The sequence below is a fragment of the Pararhizobium gei genome (assembly GCF_029223885.1).
Lineage (GTDB): Bacteria > Pseudomonadota > Alphaproteobacteria > Rhizobiales > Rhizobiaceae > Pararhizobium > Pararhizobium gei.
Genome location: NZ_CP119409.1, coordinates 1,744,113 through 1,763,073, shown reverse-complemented (window position 1 = coordinate 1,763,073; position 18,961 = coordinate 1,744,113). Strand labels below are relative to the sequence as shown.

Genomic DNA, 18,961 nt, shown 5'->3' with positions numbered 1-18,961 from the left:
ACTTCGGGAGGCGCCGAAACTGCACCTTGAAATACCCAACCTCTTAGGTTATTTCGATGGTCACGATTTTGCGCCAGCATGGCCTCCGCTTCGTAGTCTACACGGCAGACCATGAACCGCCGCATGCGCATGTCGTCGGAGATGGCGAAGCACGAATCGACATCGTGACTCTGAAAGTCATTACTCAAGGCGGCCTATCCGACAGAGATGTCCGAAAGGCCGTCGATGTCATCGAAGCGAACCGGAAATTGTTTCTCGATGCCTGGAGAAAATATCATGGCTGACGTCACTGACGCGGAACTCACGCAAGCGAAGGCCCGTTGGGAAACCGAACGCGCCGAGCGCCCGATTCCTGCTGCAGTCCGATTTGATAGCCTCTCCGAACGGATGATCGTTGATTTCACCAACGGTGCGTCGTTTATCTTCCCTGCCCGTGCGGTCGAGGGACTGGAACGTGCAACTACAGCACAGCTTGCTGAAGTCGAACTTCTTGGTGAGACTGGACTCCACTGGGAAAGCCTTGATCTCGACTATACCATTGTTGGTTTGATGAACGGCATATTCGGAACAAAGGTCTTCATGGAATCACAGCGCCGTGGGGGGCAATCTCGCTCTGCGGCCAAGATCGCGGCGAGCCGTGCGAACGGCGCCAAGGGTGGACGGCCCAAGAAATGGGTATGACGTGCCTTGTAAGAAGTGAGCGCGCGTCCTGTAGCCTGCTGCTTCCACACCTTTCTGTCACCGTAACGGTAAGATAGGGTTTAAACAAAGTTACCCCTTCTTCACCCACCGCCCGTCCTGGTTCTGCTGCCAGTAGGTCAGTGCATGCCCCTCGCCTTTCAGCGTCTTCCAGTGCGCCCGCGCGCGCTCCAGCTGCGTCTGGTCATATCCATCGAACATGAACACGACCCGCTCATAGCCGCCGACAGGCGGAGGTGTCGCGCCGTCGATGATGAAGCGGACGGTAGCCCCGTTTCCACCACCCTCGCCGGCCGTTAGCAGGATAGGCTGTTCCTCGGCGAATTCCGCGGCATCGGTCCCATGCGGCAGAAAGCTGTCGTCGCGGTAGGTCCACAAATGCGTGTCCAAGGCGTCGCGGCGCGCCTCGTCCGCCGTCTGCACGACGACGCGCCAGCCGCGCTCGACGCTTTTGTCGAGCAGCGGCGGAAGCGCGTCTTCGAGCTTCGATTCGGTCAGGTGATAGAACAGGATTTCCGTCACGTCTGCGATCAGTTCTCGTAGTTGGCGCGGACAAATTCATCGAGCAGGCGAACCCCGAAACCCGAGGCCCAGGACTGGTTGATCTCGTCGGTTGGCGAGCCCATGGCCGTGCCGGCGATGTCGAGATGCGCCCAGGGCGTGTCCTTGACGAAGCGTTTCAGGAACTGCGCGGCGGTGATCGAGCCGGCATAGCGGCCGCCGGTGTTCTTCATGTCGGCGAACTTGCTGTCGATCATCTTGTCATATTCCTTGCCGAGCGGCAGGCGCCAGACGCGCTCCTGGGTTACCGCGCCAGCCACCGTCAATTGACCGGCCAAAGCGTCGTCGTTCGAGAAAAGTCCGGCGTGATGGCTGCCGAGCGCCACCATGACGGCCCCCGTTAGTGTCGCCAGATTGATCATCGCCTGCGGCTTGAAGCGGTCGTTGCAGTACCAGAGCGCGTCGCACAGCACGAGCCGGCCTTCCGCATCGGTATTGATGATCTCGATGGTCTGGCCCGACATGGATGTAACGATGTCGCCCGGCCGCTGGGCATTGCCATCGGGCATGTTTTCCACAAGACCGATGATGCCGATGACGTTGGCTTTCGCCTTGCGCGTCGCCAGAACATGCATGACGCCGGTCACGGCGGCAGCCCCCCCCATATCGCCCTTCATGTCCTCCATGCCGGCGCCCGGCTTGATCGAGATACCGCCACTGTCGAAGACGACGCCCTTGCCGACGAAGGCGACGGGCCGATCCTTGGGCTTACCGCCCTTCCATTGCATGATCGCCAGCCGCGGCGGCCGCACCGAACCTTGCGCCACACCCAGCAGAGCGCCCATGCCGAGCTTCTTCATCTCGCGCTCGGTGAGGATTTCCACCTCGACACCGAGCTTTTCGAGCTCCTTGGCCTTTGCCGCGAATTCCACGGGGCCAAGCACGTTTGCCGGTTCGTTGACGAGGGTTCGCGCCATGATGACGCCCTCGGCGACCGCCTGTGTATTGGCAGAGGCACGCTTCGCCTCCGTCGCAGCCTCGGTGACGATGGTTACCTTGACAGGCCTCGCCGGGGCTTTCTGGTCGTCGTCGTCCTTCTTGGTGGTCTTGTAGGTATCGAAGGTATAGGCGTTCATTTCCATGCCAAGCGCGAAATCGGCCGCCCCCTTGCCGGACACATCGAGACCCGGCACATCGAGGAAAACCGCTACTTTTTCGGCGCCGCGGATTTTTGCGGCAGCGGCACCCCCCGCCTTCAGCCAGTCATACGCCGTCATCGTTGCGCCGTCGCCAAGGCCGAGCACCAGAATGCGGTCCACCGGCGATCCCTGCGGCGCGATAATGTCGAGGGTCGCCAGGGATTTGCCCTTGAACTTTGCGATCCGGGCCGCCTTCGCGATCACGGCATCCGGATCGACTTCCGCGGCCCCTGCGGCCTCTTTTTCATCAACGGTCTTCAGCAGAATGGCAAGTCCGCCGGACAGGCGGGCTGATTTGCTGAAACCGATCTCAAATTTCATCGACATGAAGTCACTCCGAAAGACGTCGTCCGGCATGGAAGCCGGCACGGGTCGCTATGTTACATCGCGGTGACAGTGACAAACATTCGCCATCAACTGCAAGCCTGTATGCGGCACGGCGCACCCTTCTCGGTTTTCGGAGCCTTGGCAAGACGTCATCCGATGTTTAGATGCTGTTAACCATCGTTCTTATCCGTGCATTAGCTTTGTCTTTTTACAGTTTCGTTGTCGTGGAAAACTTGCAAATCAATCTGATCAGCACGATGGGGACAGATCGTCCGGCGACGGAAGCGGTAGGCAGGCTGCGCCCGGCCGATGATGAGCGGATGGACCAGATAGCCAGATGAAATTGATCGAGCGTTATATCCTGCGACGGGCAACTGGCATGTTCCTGGCGACACTGCTGCCGCTGCTTGCGATCGTCTGGACGACGCAGGCGCTGAGCAGTGTCAATCTGGTCACCGACAGCGGCCAATCAACCGTAGCCTTCCTGCGGCTCGCGACCCTCATCCTGCCGTCGATCGTACCGCTGATCCTGCCATTTGCTCTGGTTATTGGCGTGGCGCAGACGCTGACGGCGATGAACGCCGATTCCGAACTTACGGTCCTCAATGCCGCCGGCAGCTCGCGGACGACCATCATCCGTCCGGTGCTTTATCTCGGAATTGCTCTCAGCTTCGCCTCCTTTACGGTCGATAATTTCGTCGAGCCCTATTCGCGCATGGCTGTCCGGCAGATGATCGCCACGGCTCACGCCGATCTTCTGTCGTCCGTCGTCCAGGAAAATACCTTCCGAAAGGTCGCGGACGGTCTGTACGTCCAGGTGGCTTCGCGGCGAAACGGTGGCGTTCTGAACGGCATTTTCGTGGCCGATTCCCGCGATCCGGCCTATGAACTCGTCTATTACGCCCGCGAAGGCGCCGTCGATGACAGTGGCTCGGCCCTGGTGATGAAGGATGGCGAAGTTCACCGCAAACTGCCGGACGGCAACGTCTCGATCATCAAGTTCGATTCCTACGCCTTCGATCTGACGGACCTGACCAAGATGGCGGGAGAAGCCACGATTCGCGCCAAGGACCGCGATCTCCCGTTCCTGCTTGATCCGGACCGGCAGGACGCGGTGTACAAGAAGAACCCGATGGCATTCACCGCGGAACTGCACAGGCGGCTGACGGAGTGGACCTTTCCGCTGCTGTTTGCCCTGGTGACCCTGGTCGTCAGTAGCGATGCCCGTACACACCGCGAGGCACGCATGCACCCGATGATCACAGCCATGCTGATATGCCTGGTCATTCGCTGGGCGACATTCTATGCTGGCAACAGCGCCGAGGACTCGCGCGCCTTTATTCCGATCATGTATCTGATCCCGCTGGCGACCGGCGCTCTGGCCATCCGGCAGCTGGCAAGCAACAGACGCCTGGAAATTCCTCAGACGCTGGACCAGAAAGTCAACGAGGCCCTTGCACGGCTGGGTCTCGGCCGGTTTGCCCGTTCCGCCGACGGAAAGCGCGCGCCATGATTGTTTCGACGCTCGGCCGCTATTTTTTCAGGCGCTACGCCATCACCACGTTCTGGTTTCTGTCCGGCATTTTTGCACTGATTTTCATCATCGATTTCAGTGAGATGTCCAACCGGATGTCCCAGTTGCCGCGCTACTCTCTGCTCGGCGCGCTGCTGATGACAACGTTTCGCATTCCGATGATCCTGCAACAGACCGTGCCCTTCGTCGCCCTGTTTGCCGGCATGGCGTCTCTGATCTCGCTGAACCGCCGCTATGAACTGGTCGTGACCCGCGCCGCCGGGATCTCCGCCTGGCAGTTCCTGCAGCCTTTCGTTATCGGCGCGTTCCTGTTCGGCGTTCTCACCGTCATTGTTCTCAACCCGGTCGCCTCCTGGGGCACGAAACAGGCCGAGGCGCTGGAGGCAGAATGGGGAAGCTCGTCCTCATCATCGTCGGCAATCTCGATTCCCTGGCTGCGACAGATCTACGAAAAAGACGATGCCATTATCGGCGCCCGCTCGGTCCAGGATGAAGGCAGAACACTCGTGAACGTCACGGTGATCCATTTCGATCCGCAGGGGGCGATCGTTTCGCGACAGGATGCAGCCACGGCAAAACTCGAAGATGGTTACTGGCTGCTTAACGGCGTAACCGAAACGCGCAATGGTCAGTTGCCGCGCCGTCTCGCAACGGCACAGTTGCCCACACATCTGAAGCCGGAATTCGTCGCCGAAACACTGTCGAAGGCTGATTCCATTCAGTTTTTTGACCTGCCGCACAAAATCGAAGTGGCGAAATCCTTTGGGTTTTCAACCTATGCCATGGAAACCCAGTTTCACACCATGCTGGCTCTTCCCCTCCTTCTGGTGGCGATGACACTTATCGCCGCCAGCGTCTCCTTGAAATTTAGCCGGTTTAACCAATCGCGCCCGGTGATTCTCGGTGGAATCCTTTCGGGCTTCGTGCTTTATGTCGTCACCGTGCTTGTCAAAGCATTCGGGAGCAGCGGCATTGTGCCTCCGTTCGTTGCAGCCTGGCTGCCAGTTGTTGTAGCGATGGCGCTGGGCTCGACGATTCTATTGCATGAGGAGGATGGCTAGTGGCGGTAGCAAACCGCAAACATATCAGGCTGCTCACGGCCATTCTGCTTTCAGGCGTTGCGTTTCAGGCGTTGAACCCGGCTGCTCCGGCGTGGGCGCAGGAAAACAATCTGGGTTCCCTCCAGCCGAACATGCCCGAAGACGCCAAGATGCTTCTGTCGGCCAATGAACTCGTCTATAACAAGGACGCGGAGCGCGTCATCGTGCGCGGCGCCGTTCAGATCAATTACGGCGGCTACCAGATGGTTGCCCAGCAGGTCGAATATAGCCAGAAGACCGGCCGTATCGTTGCGACTGGCGAGATCGAACTCATCGAACCGGGCGGCAACCGCGTCTATGCGGACAAGATGGACGTCACGGATAATTTCGCGGACGGCTTCATCGAGACGATGCGCCTCGAAACGACGGACTTGACGAAGCTCGCCGCCGTCACGGCCGAGCGTCGCAATGGCGAGGAAATGATCCTCAACAATGCGGTCTACACAGCTTGCACACCCTGCGCGACGAACCCGAACCACCGTTCGCTCTGGCATCTGAAAGCGCAGCGGATCGTACAGAACGGCAGAACGCATACGGTGCGCATGGAGAATGCGAAGTTCGAGTTGTTCGGCAAGCCGATCCTTTATCTTCCCGTCCTTGAAGTGCCGGACCACACGGTCAAACGCAAGAGCGGCTTCCTGTTTCCGAAATTCAAATATACCCAGAAGCTCGGCGCCGGCGTCAGCATCCCTTATTATTGGGCTATCTCGCCGTATATGGATGCGACGATGACGGTGACCGGCCTGACGCGGCAGGGGTTTCTTCTGGAAGGCGAGTTCCGTCAGCGGTTCGAAAACGGCGAACATGTGCTGCGAATGGCCGGTATAAGCCAGCTGGATCGCGAAAGCTTCACCGGCAATACTGTCGACGCAGAGGAAACCAATCGAGGCATGATTGCCTCTGCCGCGAAATTCGAGATCAACCCGCGCTGGACCTTCGGCTGGGATGTCCTCATCCAGAGCGACAGCAATTTCGCCAAGACTTACGAACTGTCGTCTTTCGACGGCACGACCTATACGAACCAAGCCTATCTGACCGGACTTGGAAAGCGCAATTATTTCGACCTGCGCGCTTTCTATTTCGATATTCAGGATGCGGATCCTGAAAGTCTTGCCGAAAACAAGCAGGCAAAGGCTCAGGTTCTCGATTATTCCTACACCGCGCCATCGCCGGTGCTCGGCGGAGAACTGACTGCGGATGTCAACCTGACGAACATCAACCGAAACCGCGAGGACGAATTTGAGATCAACCTTCCGGGCGAGGATGTCTATCGGTATCGCGGCCTGGACGGCACTTACCACCGGCTGACGGCTGACGTAGAATGGAAGCGCAACTTTATCGTTCCGGGCGGTCTGTCCCTGACGCCGATCTTTGCTGCACGGGGCGACGCGATCGGAACCTCGATGAGCGATCCGAGCAATTATACCGGCAATTATTATGACGGTGATGGGGCGACGCGGGGCATGCTGACCGCCGGCATCGATGCGCGCTATCCTTTTCTTCTGACGACAGCCAACAGCAGTCACATCATCGAACCGATCGCCCAGATTTTCGCCCGGCCAGACGAACGCTATGCCGGCGGCCTGCCGAACGAGGATGCGCAAAGCTTCGTTTTCGATGCGACGACCCTGTTCGACCGCGACAAGTTTTCGGGCTACGACCGGATCGAGGGTGGCTCCCGGGCCAATCTCGGCGTCCGGTATACCGGCGCGCTCGGCAACGGCTATGCCTTGCGGGCTATTGCCGGACAATCCTTTCACCTGGGTGGCCTGAATTCCTTCGCGACCGACGATCTCGTCAAGGCCGGTGCGAATTCCGGACTCGAAACCGACCGATCCGATTATGTCGGGATGGTGGGCATCGACGCCCCGTCAGGGTTTACCGCGAGCCTCAGCGGCCGTTTCGACGAACAGGATTTCAACATGCGCCGGTCTGACACGACGATCGGCTATCAAGGGATCCTGTGGCAGACGGCCCTGACCTATACGAGTATCCAATCGCAGCCGCTCTACGGATCGCGCAGCGATCAGGACGAGGTCCAGACCGCCGCAGCCTATAAATTTCATGATTATTGGTCGGTTTTCGGCTCGGTCACCTATGACCTCAATAGCGATGTCATCACACGCAACGGTATTGGCGTCACCTATGACGACCGGGACACGATTTTCTCGCTTGTGTACAAGCAGGAGCGCGACACCGACCAATCGATCGCCAACGACTGGTCGATCGGGGCGCGGATCAGCTTCCGGACGCTTGGCGATATCGATGTCGGCGATACCGACTTTGATGGCTTGAATTGAAGAGACCGGCACGCTGCCGGCCGGGATGGTACAACTGCCGCAGTCTGACAGCATTTACCTGCGGTTAACTGCGGCTCTTGTCATTGTTCGGCCTCATGTATTATGCATCGTGCAACGACAGCGCGGACGTGTGAAGCCTGAACTGTGGGTCTTTAGGCTGTCTATCCGGAAAAGACGATAAGGGATAAAGATATGGGCGGGAAATATTCGGTCATGCGTTCGATTTCGGCGATGGCGCTCGCCTTTGGTCTCGCGCTGGCCGTTGCGCCGTCGCCAGTTCTGGCGGCGAGCAAGGTCGTGGTCGTTGTGAACGGACTGCCTGTTACCTCGGGAGACATCGCCAGGCGCGCTGCGTTTATGCGCCTGCAAAGGCAACCCGGCGGCGAAGCCGCCGCGCGTCAACAGATCATCGACGAGGTTTTGAAACGGGCAGAAATTCTGCGCATCGGCGCATCCGTCAGCACGACAGACGTCGATGCAGCCGTCAACCGTTTCGCAACCGGCAACAAGCTGACGGTGGAACAGTTGGCGCAGGTCCTCGACAGGGCCGGCGTGGGCCTCGATCATTTCAAGCAATATGTGGCGGTCTCCATGAGCTGGCCCCGGGTTGTCAGCGCCCGCTACGGCGGCAGAAGCGGCGGGCGGCTTTCGAACGAGGAACTCGTTCGCCGCATGCAGGAGAACGGCGGCAACAAGCCGGTGACGACCGAATATTTCCTGCAACAGATCATTTTCGTCATTCCGGAATCCAAGCGGAAGTCGATCACCGGCAAGCGCCAGGCGGAAGCGAACGCCTCGCGCTCGCAATATCCGGGTTGCGAACAAGCAAAGGTTTTTGCCGCCACGATGCGCGACGTATCCGTCCGTAGTCTCGGCCGGATGATGCTGCAGGAAATCCCTTCTGACTGGAAGCCTCTGGTTGAAAAGGCCGGCGAGGGCAATACCACGGCGACCCGTGTTACCGAGAAGGGCGTCGAATATCTGGGCATCTGCAAGAAGAGGCAGGTTTCCGACGATCTTGCTGCCGAAGTGGTCTTCCGCGCCGAGGATCTCGGCAAGAAGTCCGATGGTGACGATCCGAACAGCAAGCGCTTCATCGAAGAACTGCGCGCGAAGGCGCAGATCACCGAAAAGTAATCCCGTCTCATGACATCAATAAGCAACAGGCCGCTCGTTCTCAGCATGGGCGATCCGGCAGGGATTGGCCTCGATATCAGTCTCTCGGCCTGGGTTCACCGGAAGGCGTGGGAAACTCCGCCTTTTCTCCTGATCGGCGACCCCAGGGCGCTTGCCCAGCGAGCGGCGCATTTGAGGCTCGACATCCATATTTCAGAAGCCGATTGCGCGGGCGCTCTTTCCTGCTTCGCCACCGCTTTTCCGGTGCTGCCGATTGCCTGTATCAGTCCAGTTCACCCCGGTGAGCCCGATTCAGCCAATGCTTCGGCGGTCACGGGCGCGATCGAAAAGGCTGTGGAGCTTGCGATGGATGGCAGTGCTTCTGCCGTGGTCACCAATCCGATCGCAAAATCCGTCCTCTACGATGCCGGTTTTCTATTTCCGGGCCATACCGAGTTCCTCGCCGATCTTGGCGAGCGCGCCACTGACAAAACGTTGCTGCCCGTCATGATGCTGGCAGGTCCCAAGCTGAAGGCTGTCCCGGTGACGATCCATATCCCGCTGAAGGACGTTCCCGGACAATTGACGCCGGACCTGATCTACCGAACCTGTATCGTCACTGTGAAGGATCTCAAACAGCGCTTCGGGCTTGCCTCGCCCCGAATCGCCGTGGCTGGCCTGAACCCTCATGCGGGCGAAAACGGCGCGTTGGGTCTCGAGGATGACGCCGTCATCCGGCCGGTTATCGAACGTCTGAAAGCCGAGGGCATCAATATAACAGGCCCCCTGCCCGCCGACACCATGTTTCATGATCGCGCTCGCGAAACCTATGATGCGGCGATCTGCATGTATCATGATCAGGCCTTGATCCCCGCCAAGGCGCTGGGTTTCGACGACAGCGTCAACGTCACGCTCGGCCTGCCCTTCATCCGGACATCACCGGACCATGGCACGGCGTTCAGCCTGGCTGGAAAGGGCGTGGCCCGCGCCGACAGCCTGATGGCGGCTTTGCGCATGGCGCAGACCCTTGCGGACAACAGCATGAAAGCGAGCGGTTGATGGCTGCGATCGACGGCCTGCCGCCACTCCGCGACGTCATCCAGCGCCATGGTCTCGATGCAAGGAAAGCCCTTGGCCAGAATTTCCTGCTCGACCTCAACCTCACACAGAAGATCGCCCGCACGGCCGGCCCGCTGGAGGATGTGACGGTGATCGAGGTCGGCCCCGGTCCCGGCGGCCTGACGCGGGCCATCCTGTCGCTCGGGGCAAAAAAGCTCATCGCCATAGAGCGGGATGCGCGCTGCCTGCCGGCGCTGGCTGAAATTTCCGATCATTATCCCGGCCGGCTCACGGTGATCGAAGGCGATGCCCTCAAGATCGACCTCGAAGACCTTGGCATTGATGGCTCGGTCAGGATCATCGCCAACCTCCCCTACAATGTCGGCACACAGCTTCTCATCAACTGGCTGCTGCCCAAAGCATGGCCGCCTTTCTACCTGTCGATGACGCTGATGTTCCAGCGCGAGGTGGGTTTGCGGATCGTCGCCACAGCCGACGACGACCATTATGGACGCCTTGGCGTGCTCTGCGGCTGGCGAACCCATGCCCGCATGGCCTTCGACGTGCCGCCGCAGGCCTTTTCGCCGCCGCCCAAGGTGACGTCGTCCGTGGTCCATCTGGAACCGATCGAAAATCCTATCCCCTGCTCTGCAGCAGCCTTGGAAAAAGTGACGATGGCCGCGTTTGGTCAACGCCGCAAGATGCTGCGCCAGAGCGTCAAGTCGCTTGGCGGGGAGGTCTTACTCGCCAAGGCCGGGATAGATCCGCAAAGGCGGGCCGAAACGCTGACGGTGGACGAATTCTGCCGGCTGGCGAACGGTCTCTGATACGGCCTCCGTTCAAAGCTTCGGCGTTTCCGTGAGCAGACCGCTGACGAATTCGAACAGGCCAGGCCGCCGGTCGCGGCGCAGGCGTTCGGCTTCGACAATGGCCTGAACGGAGGCGAAGGCGCTGTCGAGATCCTCGTTCACGACGATATAGTCATACTCCACCCAGTGTTCGATCTCGGAGCGCGAATTGGCAAGCCGGGTCTGGATGACGTCCTCGGTATCTTCGGCACGGCGGTGCAGGCGCGACTGGAGTTCGGCCATGGAGGGCGGCAGAATGAAGATCGAGACAATGTCGCCGCCCATCTTTTCCTGAAGCTGCTGGGCGCCCTGCCAGTCGATGTCGAACAGCATGTCGCGGCCTTCCGACATGGCGGTTTCCACGGCATCGCGCGGTGTTCCGTAAAAATTGCCATGCACCTCCGCCGATTCCAGAAGCGCGTCGGTCTGGCGGAGCCCCTCGAATTCGCGGATGGACTTGAAATAATAGTGACGGCCATCGATCTCGCTCGGGCGACGCTTGCGCGTCGTCACGCTGACAGAGATGCTCATCTGCGGATCGGCTTCCAGCAGATTTCGGGCAATCGTCGATTTCCCCGCGCCGGACGGCGATGAAATCACCAGCATCAGTCCACGGCGTTGAATGGACTTGGACGGTTTTGCGACAGGGCTCATAGTCACTCCAGATTTTGGACCTGCTCGCGGAACTGGTCGATCACGACTTTCAGTTCGACGCCCGCGGCCGTCACGGCAGCGGAGTTTGATTTCGAACAGATTGTATTGGCTTCACGGTTAAATTCCTGGGACAGGAAATCGAGTTTTCGCCCGACCGGCCCTCCCCTGGCAAGAAGATCGCGCGCGGCGGCTACGTGGCTTCGCAGCCGGTCTATTTCCTCGCGGATATCGGCCTTGGCAGCCAGAAGGGCCACTTCGCCGTAAAGGCGGTCCTGATCGATGACACTGCCGCCGTCGAGGATCAGGGAGACCTGATTGGACAGGCGGGCGGCAATCGCCGGCGGGCTTCTCGAAGGATCGGCTTCGATCTGGCGGGCCAGCGTCTCGATGGTCTCGATCTGATCGAGAAAGATCCGGCACAGCGCCGAGCCTTCCTGCATCCGCATCGCGGTCATGTCGGCAAGGGCCAGTTGCAGTCCGCCCAAGAGATCGGCGTCGCGCGCGGCGCGTTCGCCCTCCTTCTCCTCGGGCTCGCGGAAATCGACGACACCGCGGATCGACAGCAACGTGTCGAGACGAAGCGGGGCGGGGTCGATGACGTCGCGCAACCGTTCGCGCAGGGACAGAACGGCATCAATTGCATTCTGGTTCACCACCGCCTCGACCCCGGCGTTACTGGCGCTGACCGTCAGACCGATCTGCATATTGCCGCGGGAAAAGCGCTCCGTTGCCAACTGGCGCGCTTCCGCTTCCAGATACTCGGTGCCGGGTGGCAACCGCAACCTCAGGTCAAGCCCCTTGCCGTTGACCGAGCGCAGTTCCCAAGCCCAGCGATAGCGCCCGGAGGAGCCTTCGCGGCGAGCAAATCCGGTCATGGATTGCAACTGCATGGGTTTCCTTTCGGCGCCCTGCGCCCGCCCCGTCACCCGCGTCGATATTTCTGCGATGATAACAACATCTACGGCCCCGGCGCACCCGACCGCAAGGGTCAAGCGCATCGGAGCCGTATCATCCACAGGCGTAATACAAAAGATCGCTGATAAGAGCCTTCAGGATCGGCTTGATCCTTGGTCTCAATACCTATTCCTGAACGGGTGCCGGTTCCGTGGTCTTTGCCGCTCCGGCGGCTGCCTTCTCGGCCTCAAGCTTGCGCCAGCGCCGGACATTGTTGTTGTGCTCGTCCAGGGTCGCGGCAAAGACATGCCCGCCGGTACCGTCGGCCACGAAATAGAGATCGGACGTGCGTGACGGATTGGCCACGGCTTCAAGTGCTGCGCGACCGGGATTGGCAATCGGCGTCGGCGGCAGTCCCTTGATCAGATAGGTATTATAAGGCGTCTGCTTGTCGAGATCGGACCTCAGGATCGGCCGGTCCGCGGGCTTTCCGTCGCCGCCGAAAATGCCGTAGATGATGGTCGGATCGGACTGCAGACGCATGTTCTTTTCAAGCCGGTTGATGAAGACCGACGCCACCCGCGACCGCTCGTCGGCGATGCCCGTTTCCTTCTCGACGATGGAGGCAAGGGTCACAAACTCGTCGCGACTGGAAATCGGCAAGTCGGGATTCCGGCGCTCCCAGATCTGATCGACCAGCGCCTTCTGCGCGGCAGCCATCTGGGCAACGATTTCCGCCCGCTTGGTGCCGCGCGAGAATTTATAGGTATCGGGACGAAGCGTGCCTTCCGCCGGCAGTTCGGTCGTCAGTTCGCCCTCCAGGACCGGATCGCTGCGCAGCTTGTTGAACATCTGCTTGACGGTGAGACCCTCCGGCAAAGACACCGAATAGAGAATGGATTTCCCGGACTTCAGAAGCTGCATGACCTCCTGCATCGAGGCGCCGGCCTTGATCTCGTATTCGCCGGCCTTCAGCGTGTCATCGTCCAGATAGGCTTCCGACATGAAGCGGAATACGCGGCCATCGGAAACGACGCCATTCCGCTCGAGGCTGCCGGCGATCTCCTGGATGCCGGCACCATTGCGCACGATGAAATTCTTGTTCGCCGTCAGCGGGCCTTCGGCCTCGTAAGCCGTCATGGCATAGTACACAGTCGCCGCCGCAGCGACCGTAAGACAAACGACGACGGTCATGACGAAGTTCAGAAAGATGACAACCTGGCTTTTGGCCTTGCGCGAGCGCCTTGGCGGCTGGGGCACCTTTTCAGGACGCAGCGCTTCGTTCGCCGATTTCGGGATAATGGGGCCGTTTCCGGCCTCGCCGCGGCCGAATGCGCCTGCACCTTTTTCATTTGCGTCGTTCACGAGCATCCTGGTTCCGGTGTTCGCCTTACGCACGTCCCGGTTCCTGTTGCGAACTCCGGAAGAGAAGCAGGAACGAGAATCATTCTTCGCGACTTTGCCATAATGGGGCACTGGGCTTGTGTCAGCATTATCAAAAGACGGCTCAGTGAGGTCTCAGGCGACGTCGCCACCCCTTGTCCTCGCTGGTTTGAACCGAGCAATGCGGCAAAAGCTGGATCGACAGCATATTTACCGCCCATGGCTGTCAAAGGCGCCGATTTTTTCAAGCCCGGCGATCTCTACAAGCTCACGGGACGTGCCTCAGGCATAGCGGCGAAGAACGAGGGAGGCGTTCGTACCGCCGAAGCCGAAGGAATTCGACAGGGCCACATTGATTTCGCGCTTACGGGCGACATGCGGCACAAGATCGATTTTGGTTTCCACAGAGGGGTTATCCAGATTGAGCGTTGGCGGAGCCACCCCGTCGCGGATCGCCAAAGCGCAGAAGATCGCTTCCACCGCCCCGGCGGCACCCAGAAGATGACCGATTGCAGATTTTGTCGATGACATCGACACGTTGGCCGCATGTTCGCCCATCACGCGCTCGACGGCTCGAAGCTCGATCGTGTCGGCCATGGTGGAGGTACCGTGGGCATTGATGTAATCGATATCGGACGCTGCCAGACCGGCGCGCTTCAGCGCCATCTGCATACAGCGATAGGCGCCATCGCCATCCTCTGCGGGCGCCGTGATATGGAATGCGTCACCCGACAGGCCGTAGCCGACCACTTCGGCGTAGATTTTCGCGCCACGAGCCTTGGCATGTTCCAGTTCTTCGAGAACCACGATGCCCGCTCCCTCGCCCATGACGAAACCATCCCGGTCCGCGTCATAAGGACGGGAGGCTTTTTGCGGATCGTCATTGTGCTGCGTGGAGAGGGCCTTGCAGGCGGCGAAACCGGCCAGGGCAATGCGCGAAATCGGCGATTCCGTGCCGCCGGCAACCATGACATCGGCATCGCCAAAGATGATCAGGCGGGCCGCGTCGCCGATCGCATGCGCGCCGGTCGAACAGGCGGTAACGACCGAATGGTTCGGGCCGCGCAGCTTGTGACGGATAGAGACCTGACCTGATGCGAGATTAATGAGCCGCCCGGGAATGAAGAATGGCGAGACGCGCCGCGGACCTTTGTCGCGAAGCGTGATGCCGCCATCGACAATGCCCTCGAGACCACCGATCCCGGAACCGATCAGGACACCTGTTGCAATCTGATCTTCGACGGATTTCGGATGCCAGCCTGCATCCGCAAGCGCCATGTCGGCGCCCGCCATAGCATAGACGATAAAAGGATCGACCTTGCGCTGTTCCTTCGGCTCCATCCAGTCATCGACATTGAACGTGCCGTTGCTGCCGTCGCCGAAGGGGATGCGGCATGCGATCTTTGCGGGGAGATCCTCGACTTCGAATTCCGTTACCCTGCGAGCGCCGTTTTCTCCCGCAATCAGCCGCGACCAGGTGACTTCGGTTCCGCAGCCCAGAGGAGATACCATGCCGGTACCGGTGATAACGACACGTCTCATACCCGTGATCCATCCTGCCTGTTAATTCCAGCACCGGACCGGATCACATCCTAAAACCGGACCAGCATATCCATTTTCATGATGCGAATATGCGCGAAGAGACCGAGAAACCGTAAAGCCTCCGCTCAGGCGCCGCTCACAAAGGAGCCGTCCCCACCGGGGACTTGTGGCGGGCCGCCCTGCAGCCCGCCGGCAAGACTTTCAGATCAGGCCTGTGCCTTCTCGATAAACTTGACTGCATCGCCGACCGTCAGAATCGAGTCTGCTGCATCGTCAGGGATTTCGACGCCGAACTCTTCTTCAAATGCCATGACAAGTTCGACCGTGTCGAGCGAGTCCGCGCCCAGATCGTCGATGAAGCTGGCGCCTTCCGAAACCTTTTCGGCATCGACGCCAAGATGATCGATAACAATTTTCTTTACGCGTTCTGCTACGTCGCTCATGTCGGATTCCTCGACCTTTGTTTTTCTCAACGATGCCGTTCTGACATCGGTACCTTGTTAAGGCCGGAAAGATCAAGACGATCATCCCGGCTGTTTGTTCAATCGCAAGAGCGGCAAACCACGCACATAAAAGCTGCGTGTGCCTCAATCTTTTGATCGACTGCGCACAGTCATGGCCCGCTTAACACGGTTTATGGCTGTCGCAAAGTCCGAAAATGGCCGCGAACCCCGTGGTCAACACGCAATTCCGCTATTTCCCCGGCCTTGCTTTGCACTGCACATAAATGCGTCAGGATAGGGGTTCTGCACCGGCTAGATCATTGCCATACCGCCATTGACATGCAGCGTCTGGCCCGTGACGTAGCCGGCCTCGTTGGACGCGAGATAAGCGACGGCCGCAGCGATTTCCGCCCCGGTGCCCATGCGCCTCATCGGGATGGCGCCCATGATCGCATCCTTCTGCTTGTCGTTCAGCTTGCCGGTCATGGCGCTTTCGATGAAGCCGGGCGCGACGCAATTGACGGTGACGTTGCGGGTGGCGATTTCCTGGGCGAGCGACTTTGAAAAGCCGATCATGCCGGCTTTCGACGCGCAATAGTTGGCCTGGCCCGGATTGCCGGTGACGCCGACGATCGAAGTGATGTTGATGATGCGGCCGTGGCGACGGCGCATCATGGGGTGCGTCAACTCGCGCGTCAGGCGGAAAACCGAGGTGAGATTGACCTCCAGCACCGCGTCCCAGTCCGCGTCGCTCATACGCACGAACAGTCCGTCCTTGGTAATGCCGGCATTGTTGACGAGAATATCGACGCCGCCCAGATCGCCTTCGGCCTTCTCGCCGAGCGCCTTGACGGCGGCGCGATCGGAAAGATCGGCGGGAAAGAGATGGACGCGCTCGCCGAGATCATTGCCAAGCGCTTCCAGCTTTTCCACACGTGTTCCATGCAGACCGACGATGGCGCCCTGAGCGTGCAGCATGCGAGCGATCTCTTCGCCGATGCCGCCGGACGCGCCGGTCACGAGAGCCTTGCGGCCAGACAGATCGAACATCATGATGATCCTTATCGTTGCTTGCTCAAGCGAGCAGGGTTTCGAGCGCCGCGTCTATGTCGGCGGGGGAATTGACTGAAATGCCGGTCACGGCTTTATCGATGCGGCGGGCAAGGCCGGTCAGCACCTTGCCGGAGCCGATTTCATAAAGTGTCGTTACGCCGTTGGCGGCAAACCATTGCACGGTCTCGCGCCAGCGGACCTGGCCGGTAACCTGCTCGACCAGCAGACGTGCAATCTCTTCTGCGTCCGACACGGGTGCCGCGCGCACATTGGCAATCAGCGGCACGACCGGATCGTTCTTCGCAACCGTTGCCAATGCTGCGCGCATGGCATCCGCTGCCGGTTCCATGAGCGTCGAGTGGAAGGGGGCGGAGACCGGCAGCAGGATAGCCCGCTTGGCGCCCTTTTCCGTTGCCAGAGCAGCCGCCTTTTCGACGGCATCCTTTTCGCCTGATATCACCAGCTGACCACCGCCATTGTCGTTGGCGATCTGGCACGCGCCCAGATCCGAGACAGCCTTGCAGATGAGATCAACATCGCCATGATCAAGGCCGATGATCGCCGCCATAGCGCCGCGGCCGGCGGGTACGGCGGCCTGCATGGCATTGCCGCGAATTCGCAGCAGCCGCGCTGTGTCGGCAAGCGTAAAGGTGCCTGCGGCGCAGAGCGCCGAATATTCGCCGAGCGAGTGACCAGCCATGCAGGAGACCTTCGATTTGACATCGAGACCCTTCGCCTCAAGTACGCGCAGGACAGCGATGGACACGGCCATCAAAGCCGGCTGCGTATTGACGGTCAGCGTCAGCGCTTCTTCGGGACCATTCCACATGATGTCGGAAAGTTTTTCACCCAGCGCATCATCGACTTCGGCAAAGACTGCTGCTGCCTCGGGGAAGGCTTCAGCCAGATCCCGGCCCATGCCCAGTGTCTGACTGCCCTGCCCCGGAAAGGTGAATGCAATTGCCATGAGGTCTCTCCACAATGCGCAGGCGGCTGCGCTGTTTTTTTCGTGCCCACCCTTGCGCGTAAACATGGCAGAGCACTGTTTTTTCTTTTCCATTCACATTCCTACCGCGGGTGTCAAGGCTTAGCAGCCAAAGAAGGCCTTAGCGGGCAAGGGCAATTCTATAACAAAAGCTGGCAGGTATTCTCTTGCACTGCAAAAAACAGCCTCTACATTCGCGCCGAACCCAAATTGAGGCGCAGGGCGCAGAATGAAATTCAAAACACTTGGCCGCAGCGGCATTGCCGTATCCGAAATTTGCCTTGGCACCATGACCTGGGGAAGCCAGAATTCGGAACTGGAAGCCCACGAGCAGATGGATCATGCGCTCGAAAAGGGCGTGAACTTTCTGGATACGGCAGAGCTCTATCCTGTCACCCCCCTGTCGGCCGAAACGCAGGGGCTGACGGAGGTTTATATCGGCACCTGGCTGCGCAAGCGCGCCAGGCGGGATGATGTCGTGATCGCCACCAAGGTCGCAGGCCCCGGACGTCCCTATATCCGCGGCGGCAGTCCGGCCAGTCCTGCCACAATGAGAATAGCGCTCGAAGACAGCCTGAAGCGGCTGCAGACGGACTATGTGGATCTTTACCAGATACACTGGCCGAATCGCGGCCATTATCACTTCCGCAACGCCTGGACCTACGACCCGTCGGGACAGGACCGGACGGCAGTGGCCGACGAGTTGCTTGCCCTTCTTGAAACCCTGGGCGACTTCGTCAAGGCGGGCAAGGTGCGGGCTATCGGGGTCTCCAATGACACAGCCTGGGGCATCATGAAGATGTTGACCTTTGCCGAACGGCACAGCCTTCCCCGTCTCGCCAGCGTGCAGAACGAATATAACCTGCTTTACCGGAGTTTCGACCTTGATCTCGCGGAAGTCAGTCATCACGAAGAGGTCGGACTTCTTGCCTATTCGCCGCTGGCCGCCGGCTTGATGTCGGGAAAATATCTGGATGGCGCGCGGCCGCAGGGATCGCGGTTGACCATCAACGGAAATCTGGGCGGGCGGTATACAGAGTATCAGGAGCAGGCTGTCCGGGCTTATGTCGATCTTGCCCAGGTCCACGGCCTCGATCCTGCGCAGATGCAGCTCGCCTTCAGCCTTACCCGTCCTTTCATGACGTCGGTCATCATCGGTGCAACCAGCATGGAACAGCTAAAGCTGAATATCGGAGCCGCGGACGTCACGCTTTCGGCGGATGTCATGGCGGAAATAGGCAAGTTGCATCGGCAGTTTCCAGCGCCGATCTGATGAACAAATACATTGCCACTCACCGTTTGCCCAAAGCCGGGATACTATGGG

19 protein-coding genes are annotated in these 18,961 nt (G+C 59.6%); 10 read left to right on the top strand and 9 right to left on the bottom strand.

The annotated features are described in order from the left end of the window. The first annotated feature begins 56 nt into the window (after positions 1–56). Both PY308_RS08535 and PY308_RS08530 read left to right on the top strand, forming a co-directional pair. Positions 57–284, top strand: a complete 228-nt coding sequence (locus tag PY308_RS08535) for a DUF4160 domain-containing protein (RefSeq protein WP_275790182.1) — start codon at positions 57–59, stop codon at positions 282–284. Then, entirely contained in the window at positions 277–681 is a 405-nt protein-coding gene (locus tag PY308_RS08530) for a DUF2442 domain-containing protein (protein WP_275790179.1), read from the top strand. The genes PY308_RS08535 and PY308_RS08530 overlap by 8 nt, the downstream gene beginning before the upstream one ends. Before the next feature lie 90 nt (positions 682–771). Here the strand turns inward: PY308_RS08530 and PY308_RS08525 are convergent, their stop codons facing one another. Further along, positions 772–1,221, bottom strand: a complete 450-nt coding sequence (locus PY308_RS08525; protein WP_275790176.1) for a DNA polymerase III subunit chi — start codon at positions 1,219–1,221, stop codon at positions 772–774. An 8-nt stretch (positions 1,222–1,229) separates the two neighbouring features. Beyond that, positions 1,230–2,726, bottom strand: coding sequence for a leucyl aminopeptidase (locus tag PY308_RS08520; RefSeq protein WP_275790174.1), 1,497 nt, complete (start codon positions 2,724–2,726; stop codon positions 1,230–1,232). Positions 2,727–2,890: 164 nt separating this feature from the next. On the opposite strand from PY308_RS08520, the gene PY308_RS08515 reads away from it, so the two are divergent. The 7 genes from PY308_RS08515 (at position 2,891) to rsmA (ending at position 10,662) form a co-directional block, all read left to right on the top strand. Then, positions 2,891–3,067, top strand: coding sequence for a hypothetical protein (locus PY308_RS08515; protein ID WP_275790172.1), 177 nt, complete (start codon positions 2,891–2,893; stop codon positions 3,065–3,067). Further along, positions 3,064–4,239, top strand: a complete 1,176-nt coding sequence (gene lptF / locus PY308_RS08510; protein ID WP_275790171.1) for an LPS export ABC transporter permease LptF — start codon at positions 3,064–3,066, stop codon at positions 4,237–4,239. The genes PY308_RS08515 and lptF overlap by 4 nt, the downstream gene beginning before the upstream one ends. Further along, positions 4,236–5,321: an LPS export ABC transporter permease LptG gene (gene lptG / locus PY308_RS08505; RefSeq protein WP_275790168.1), complete on the top strand. Its 1,086-nt coding sequence runs from the start codon at positions 4,236–4,238 to the stop codon at positions 5,319–5,321. The genes lptF and lptG overlap by 4 nt, the downstream gene beginning before the upstream one ends. After that, a complete protein-coding gene (locus tag PY308_RS08500) occupies positions 5,321–7,660 on the top strand; it encodes an LPS-assembly protein LptD (RefSeq protein WP_275790164.1) in 2,340 nt (779 codons plus the stop codon). The genes lptG and PY308_RS08500 overlap by 1 nt, the downstream gene beginning before the upstream one ends. Positions 7,661–7,852: 192 nt before the next feature. Further along, positions 7,853–8,797 carry a SurA N-terminal domain-containing protein gene (locus tag PY308_RS08495; protein WP_275790161.1) on the top strand — a complete coding sequence of 315 codons (945 nt, stop codon included), beginning with the start codon at positions 7,853–7,855 and terminating at the stop codon, positions 8,795–8,797. A gap of 9 nt (positions 8,798–8,806) precedes the next feature. Then, positions 8,807–9,835, top strand: a complete 1,029-nt coding sequence (pdxA, locus tag PY308_RS08490; RefSeq protein WP_275790159.1) for a 4-hydroxythreonine-4-phosphate dehydrogenase PdxA — start codon at positions 8,807–8,809, stop codon at positions 9,833–9,835. Then, positions 9,835–10,662 (top strand): 16S rRNA (adenine(1518)-N(6)/adenine(1519)-N(6))-dimethyltransferase RsmA, encoded by an 828-nt coding sequence (rsmA, locus tag PY308_RS08485; RefSeq protein ID WP_275790156.1) that lies wholly within the window; start codon positions 9,835–9,837, stop codon positions 10,660–10,662. Before pdxA ends, rsmA begins: the two co-directional genes overlap by 1 nt. 12 nt (positions 10,663–10,674) lie before the next feature. Here rsmA and gmk read toward each other — a convergent pair whose 3' ends face one another. From gmk to fabD, 7 genes are all read right to left on the bottom strand, one after another. Then, positions 10,675–11,337 carry a guanylate kinase gene (gmk, locus tag PY308_RS08480; RefSeq protein WP_275790153.1) on the bottom strand — a complete coding sequence of 221 codons (663 nt, stop codon included), beginning with the start codon at positions 11,335–11,337 and terminating at the stop codon, positions 10,675–10,677. Positions 11,338–11,339: 2 nt separating this feature from the next. After that, on the bottom strand, positions 11,340–12,227 hold the full coding sequence (locus PY308_RS08475; protein WP_275790150.1) for a YicC/YloC family endoribonuclease: 888 nt from the start codon (positions 12,225–12,227) through the stop codon (positions 11,340–11,342). 190 nt (positions 12,228–12,417) lie between these two features. After that, entirely contained in the window at positions 12,418–13,602 is a 1,185-nt protein-coding gene (gene mltG / locus PY308_RS08470) for an endolytic transglycosylase MltG (protein ID WP_434064247.1), read from the bottom strand. Positions 13,603–13,896: 294 nt separating this feature from the next. Continuing rightward, entirely contained in the window at positions 13,897–15,156 is a 1,260-nt protein-coding gene (gene fabF / locus PY308_RS08465) for a beta-ketoacyl-ACP synthase II (protein WP_275790146.1), read from the bottom strand. 206 nt (positions 15,157–15,362) lie between these two features. Beyond that, complete coding sequence (locus tag PY308_RS08460) at positions 15,363–15,599, bottom strand: acyl carrier protein (RefSeq protein WP_018327362.1); 237 nt, start codon at positions 15,597–15,599, stop codon at positions 15,363–15,365. A 312-nt stretch (positions 15,600–15,911) separates the two neighbouring features. Next, positions 15,912–16,649: a 3-oxoacyl-[acyl-carrier-protein] reductase gene (gene fabG / locus PY308_RS08455; protein ID WP_275791063.1), complete on the bottom strand. Its 738-nt coding sequence runs from the start codon at positions 16,647–16,649 to the stop codon at positions 15,912–15,914. A 25-nt stretch (positions 16,650–16,674) separates the two neighbouring features. Further along, on the bottom strand, positions 16,675–17,619 hold the full coding sequence (gene fabD / locus PY308_RS08450) for an ACP S-malonyltransferase (RefSeq protein WP_275790129.1): 945 nt from the start codon (positions 17,617–17,619) through the stop codon (positions 16,675–16,677). Between the two features lie 247 nt (positions 17,620–17,866). Here fabD and PY308_RS08445 point away from each other — a divergent pair, with 247 nt between their 5' ends. Continuing rightward, complete coding sequence (locus tag PY308_RS08445; protein WP_275790126.1) at positions 17,867–18,910, top strand: aldo/keto reductase; 1,044 nt, start codon at positions 17,867–17,869, stop codon at positions 18,908–18,910. The last annotated feature ends 51 nt before the right edge of the window (positions 18,911–18,961 follow it).

Excerpts from the sequence above, each read along its gene's own strand:
- PY308_RS08495 (WP_275790161.1), top strand. The coding sequence starts at position 7,853 with ATGGGCGGGAAATATTCGGTCATGCGTTCGATTTCGGCGATGGCGCTC.
- mltG (WP_434064247.1), bottom strand. The coding sequence starts at position 13,602 with ATGCTCGTGAACGACGCAAATGAAAAAGGTGCAGGCGCATTCGGCCGC.
- gmk (WP_275790153.1), bottom strand. The coding sequence starts at position 11,337 with ATGAGCCCTGTCGCAAAACCGTCCAAGTCCATTCAACGCCGTGGACTG.
- lptF (WP_275790171.1), top strand. The coding sequence starts at position 3,064 with ATGAAATTGATCGAGCGTTATATCCTGCGACGGGCAACTGGCATGTTC.
- PY308_RS08445 (WP_275790126.1), top strand. The coding sequence starts at position 17,867 with ATGAAATTCAAAACACTTGGCCGCAGCGGCATTGCCGTATCCGAAATT.
- fabF (WP_275790146.1), bottom strand. The coding sequence starts at position 15,156 with ATGAGACGTGTCGTTATCACCGGTACCGGCATGGTATCTCCTCTGGGC.
- PY308_RS08535 (WP_275790182.1), top strand. The coding sequence starts at position 57 with ATGGTCACGATTTTGCGCCAGCATGGCCTCCGCTTCGTAGTCTACACG.
- PY308_RS08460 (WP_018327362.1), bottom strand. The coding sequence starts at position 15,599 with ATGAGCGACGTAGCAGAACGCGTAAAGAAAATTGTTATCGATCATCTT.
- fabD (WP_275790129.1), bottom strand. The coding sequence starts at position 17,619 with ATGGCAATTGCATTCACCTTTCCGGGGCAGGGCAGTCAGACACTGGGC.
- PY308_RS08475 (WP_275790150.1), bottom strand. The coding sequence starts at position 12,227 with ATGCAGTTGCAATCCATGACCGGATTTGCTCGCCGCGAAGGCTCCTCC.
- rsmA (WP_275790156.1), top strand. The coding sequence starts at position 9,835 with ATGGCTGCGATCGACGGCCTGCCGCCACTCCGCGACGTCATCCAGCGC.
- lptG (WP_275790168.1), top strand. The coding sequence starts at position 4,236 with ATGATTGTTTCGACGCTCGGCCGCTATTTTTTCAGGCGCTACGCCATC.
- PY308_RS08520 (WP_275790174.1), bottom strand. The coding sequence starts at position 2,726 with ATGTCGATGAAATTTGAGATCGGTTTCAGCAAATCAGCCCGCCTGTCC.
- pdxA (WP_275790159.1), top strand. The coding sequence starts at position 8,807 with ATGACATCAATAAGCAACAGGCCGCTCGTTCTCAGCATGGGCGATCCG.
- PY308_RS08515 (WP_275790172.1), top strand. The coding sequence starts at position 2,891 with ATGCTGTTAACCATCGTTCTTATCCGTGCATTAGCTTTGTCTTTTTAC.
- fabG (WP_275791063.1), bottom strand. The coding sequence starts at position 16,649 with ATGTTCGATCTGTCTGGCCGCAAGGCTCTCGTGACCGGCGCGTCCGGC.
- PY308_RS08530 (WP_275790179.1), top strand. The coding sequence starts at position 277 with ATGGCTGACGTCACTGACGCGGAACTCACGCAAGCGAAGGCCCGTTGG.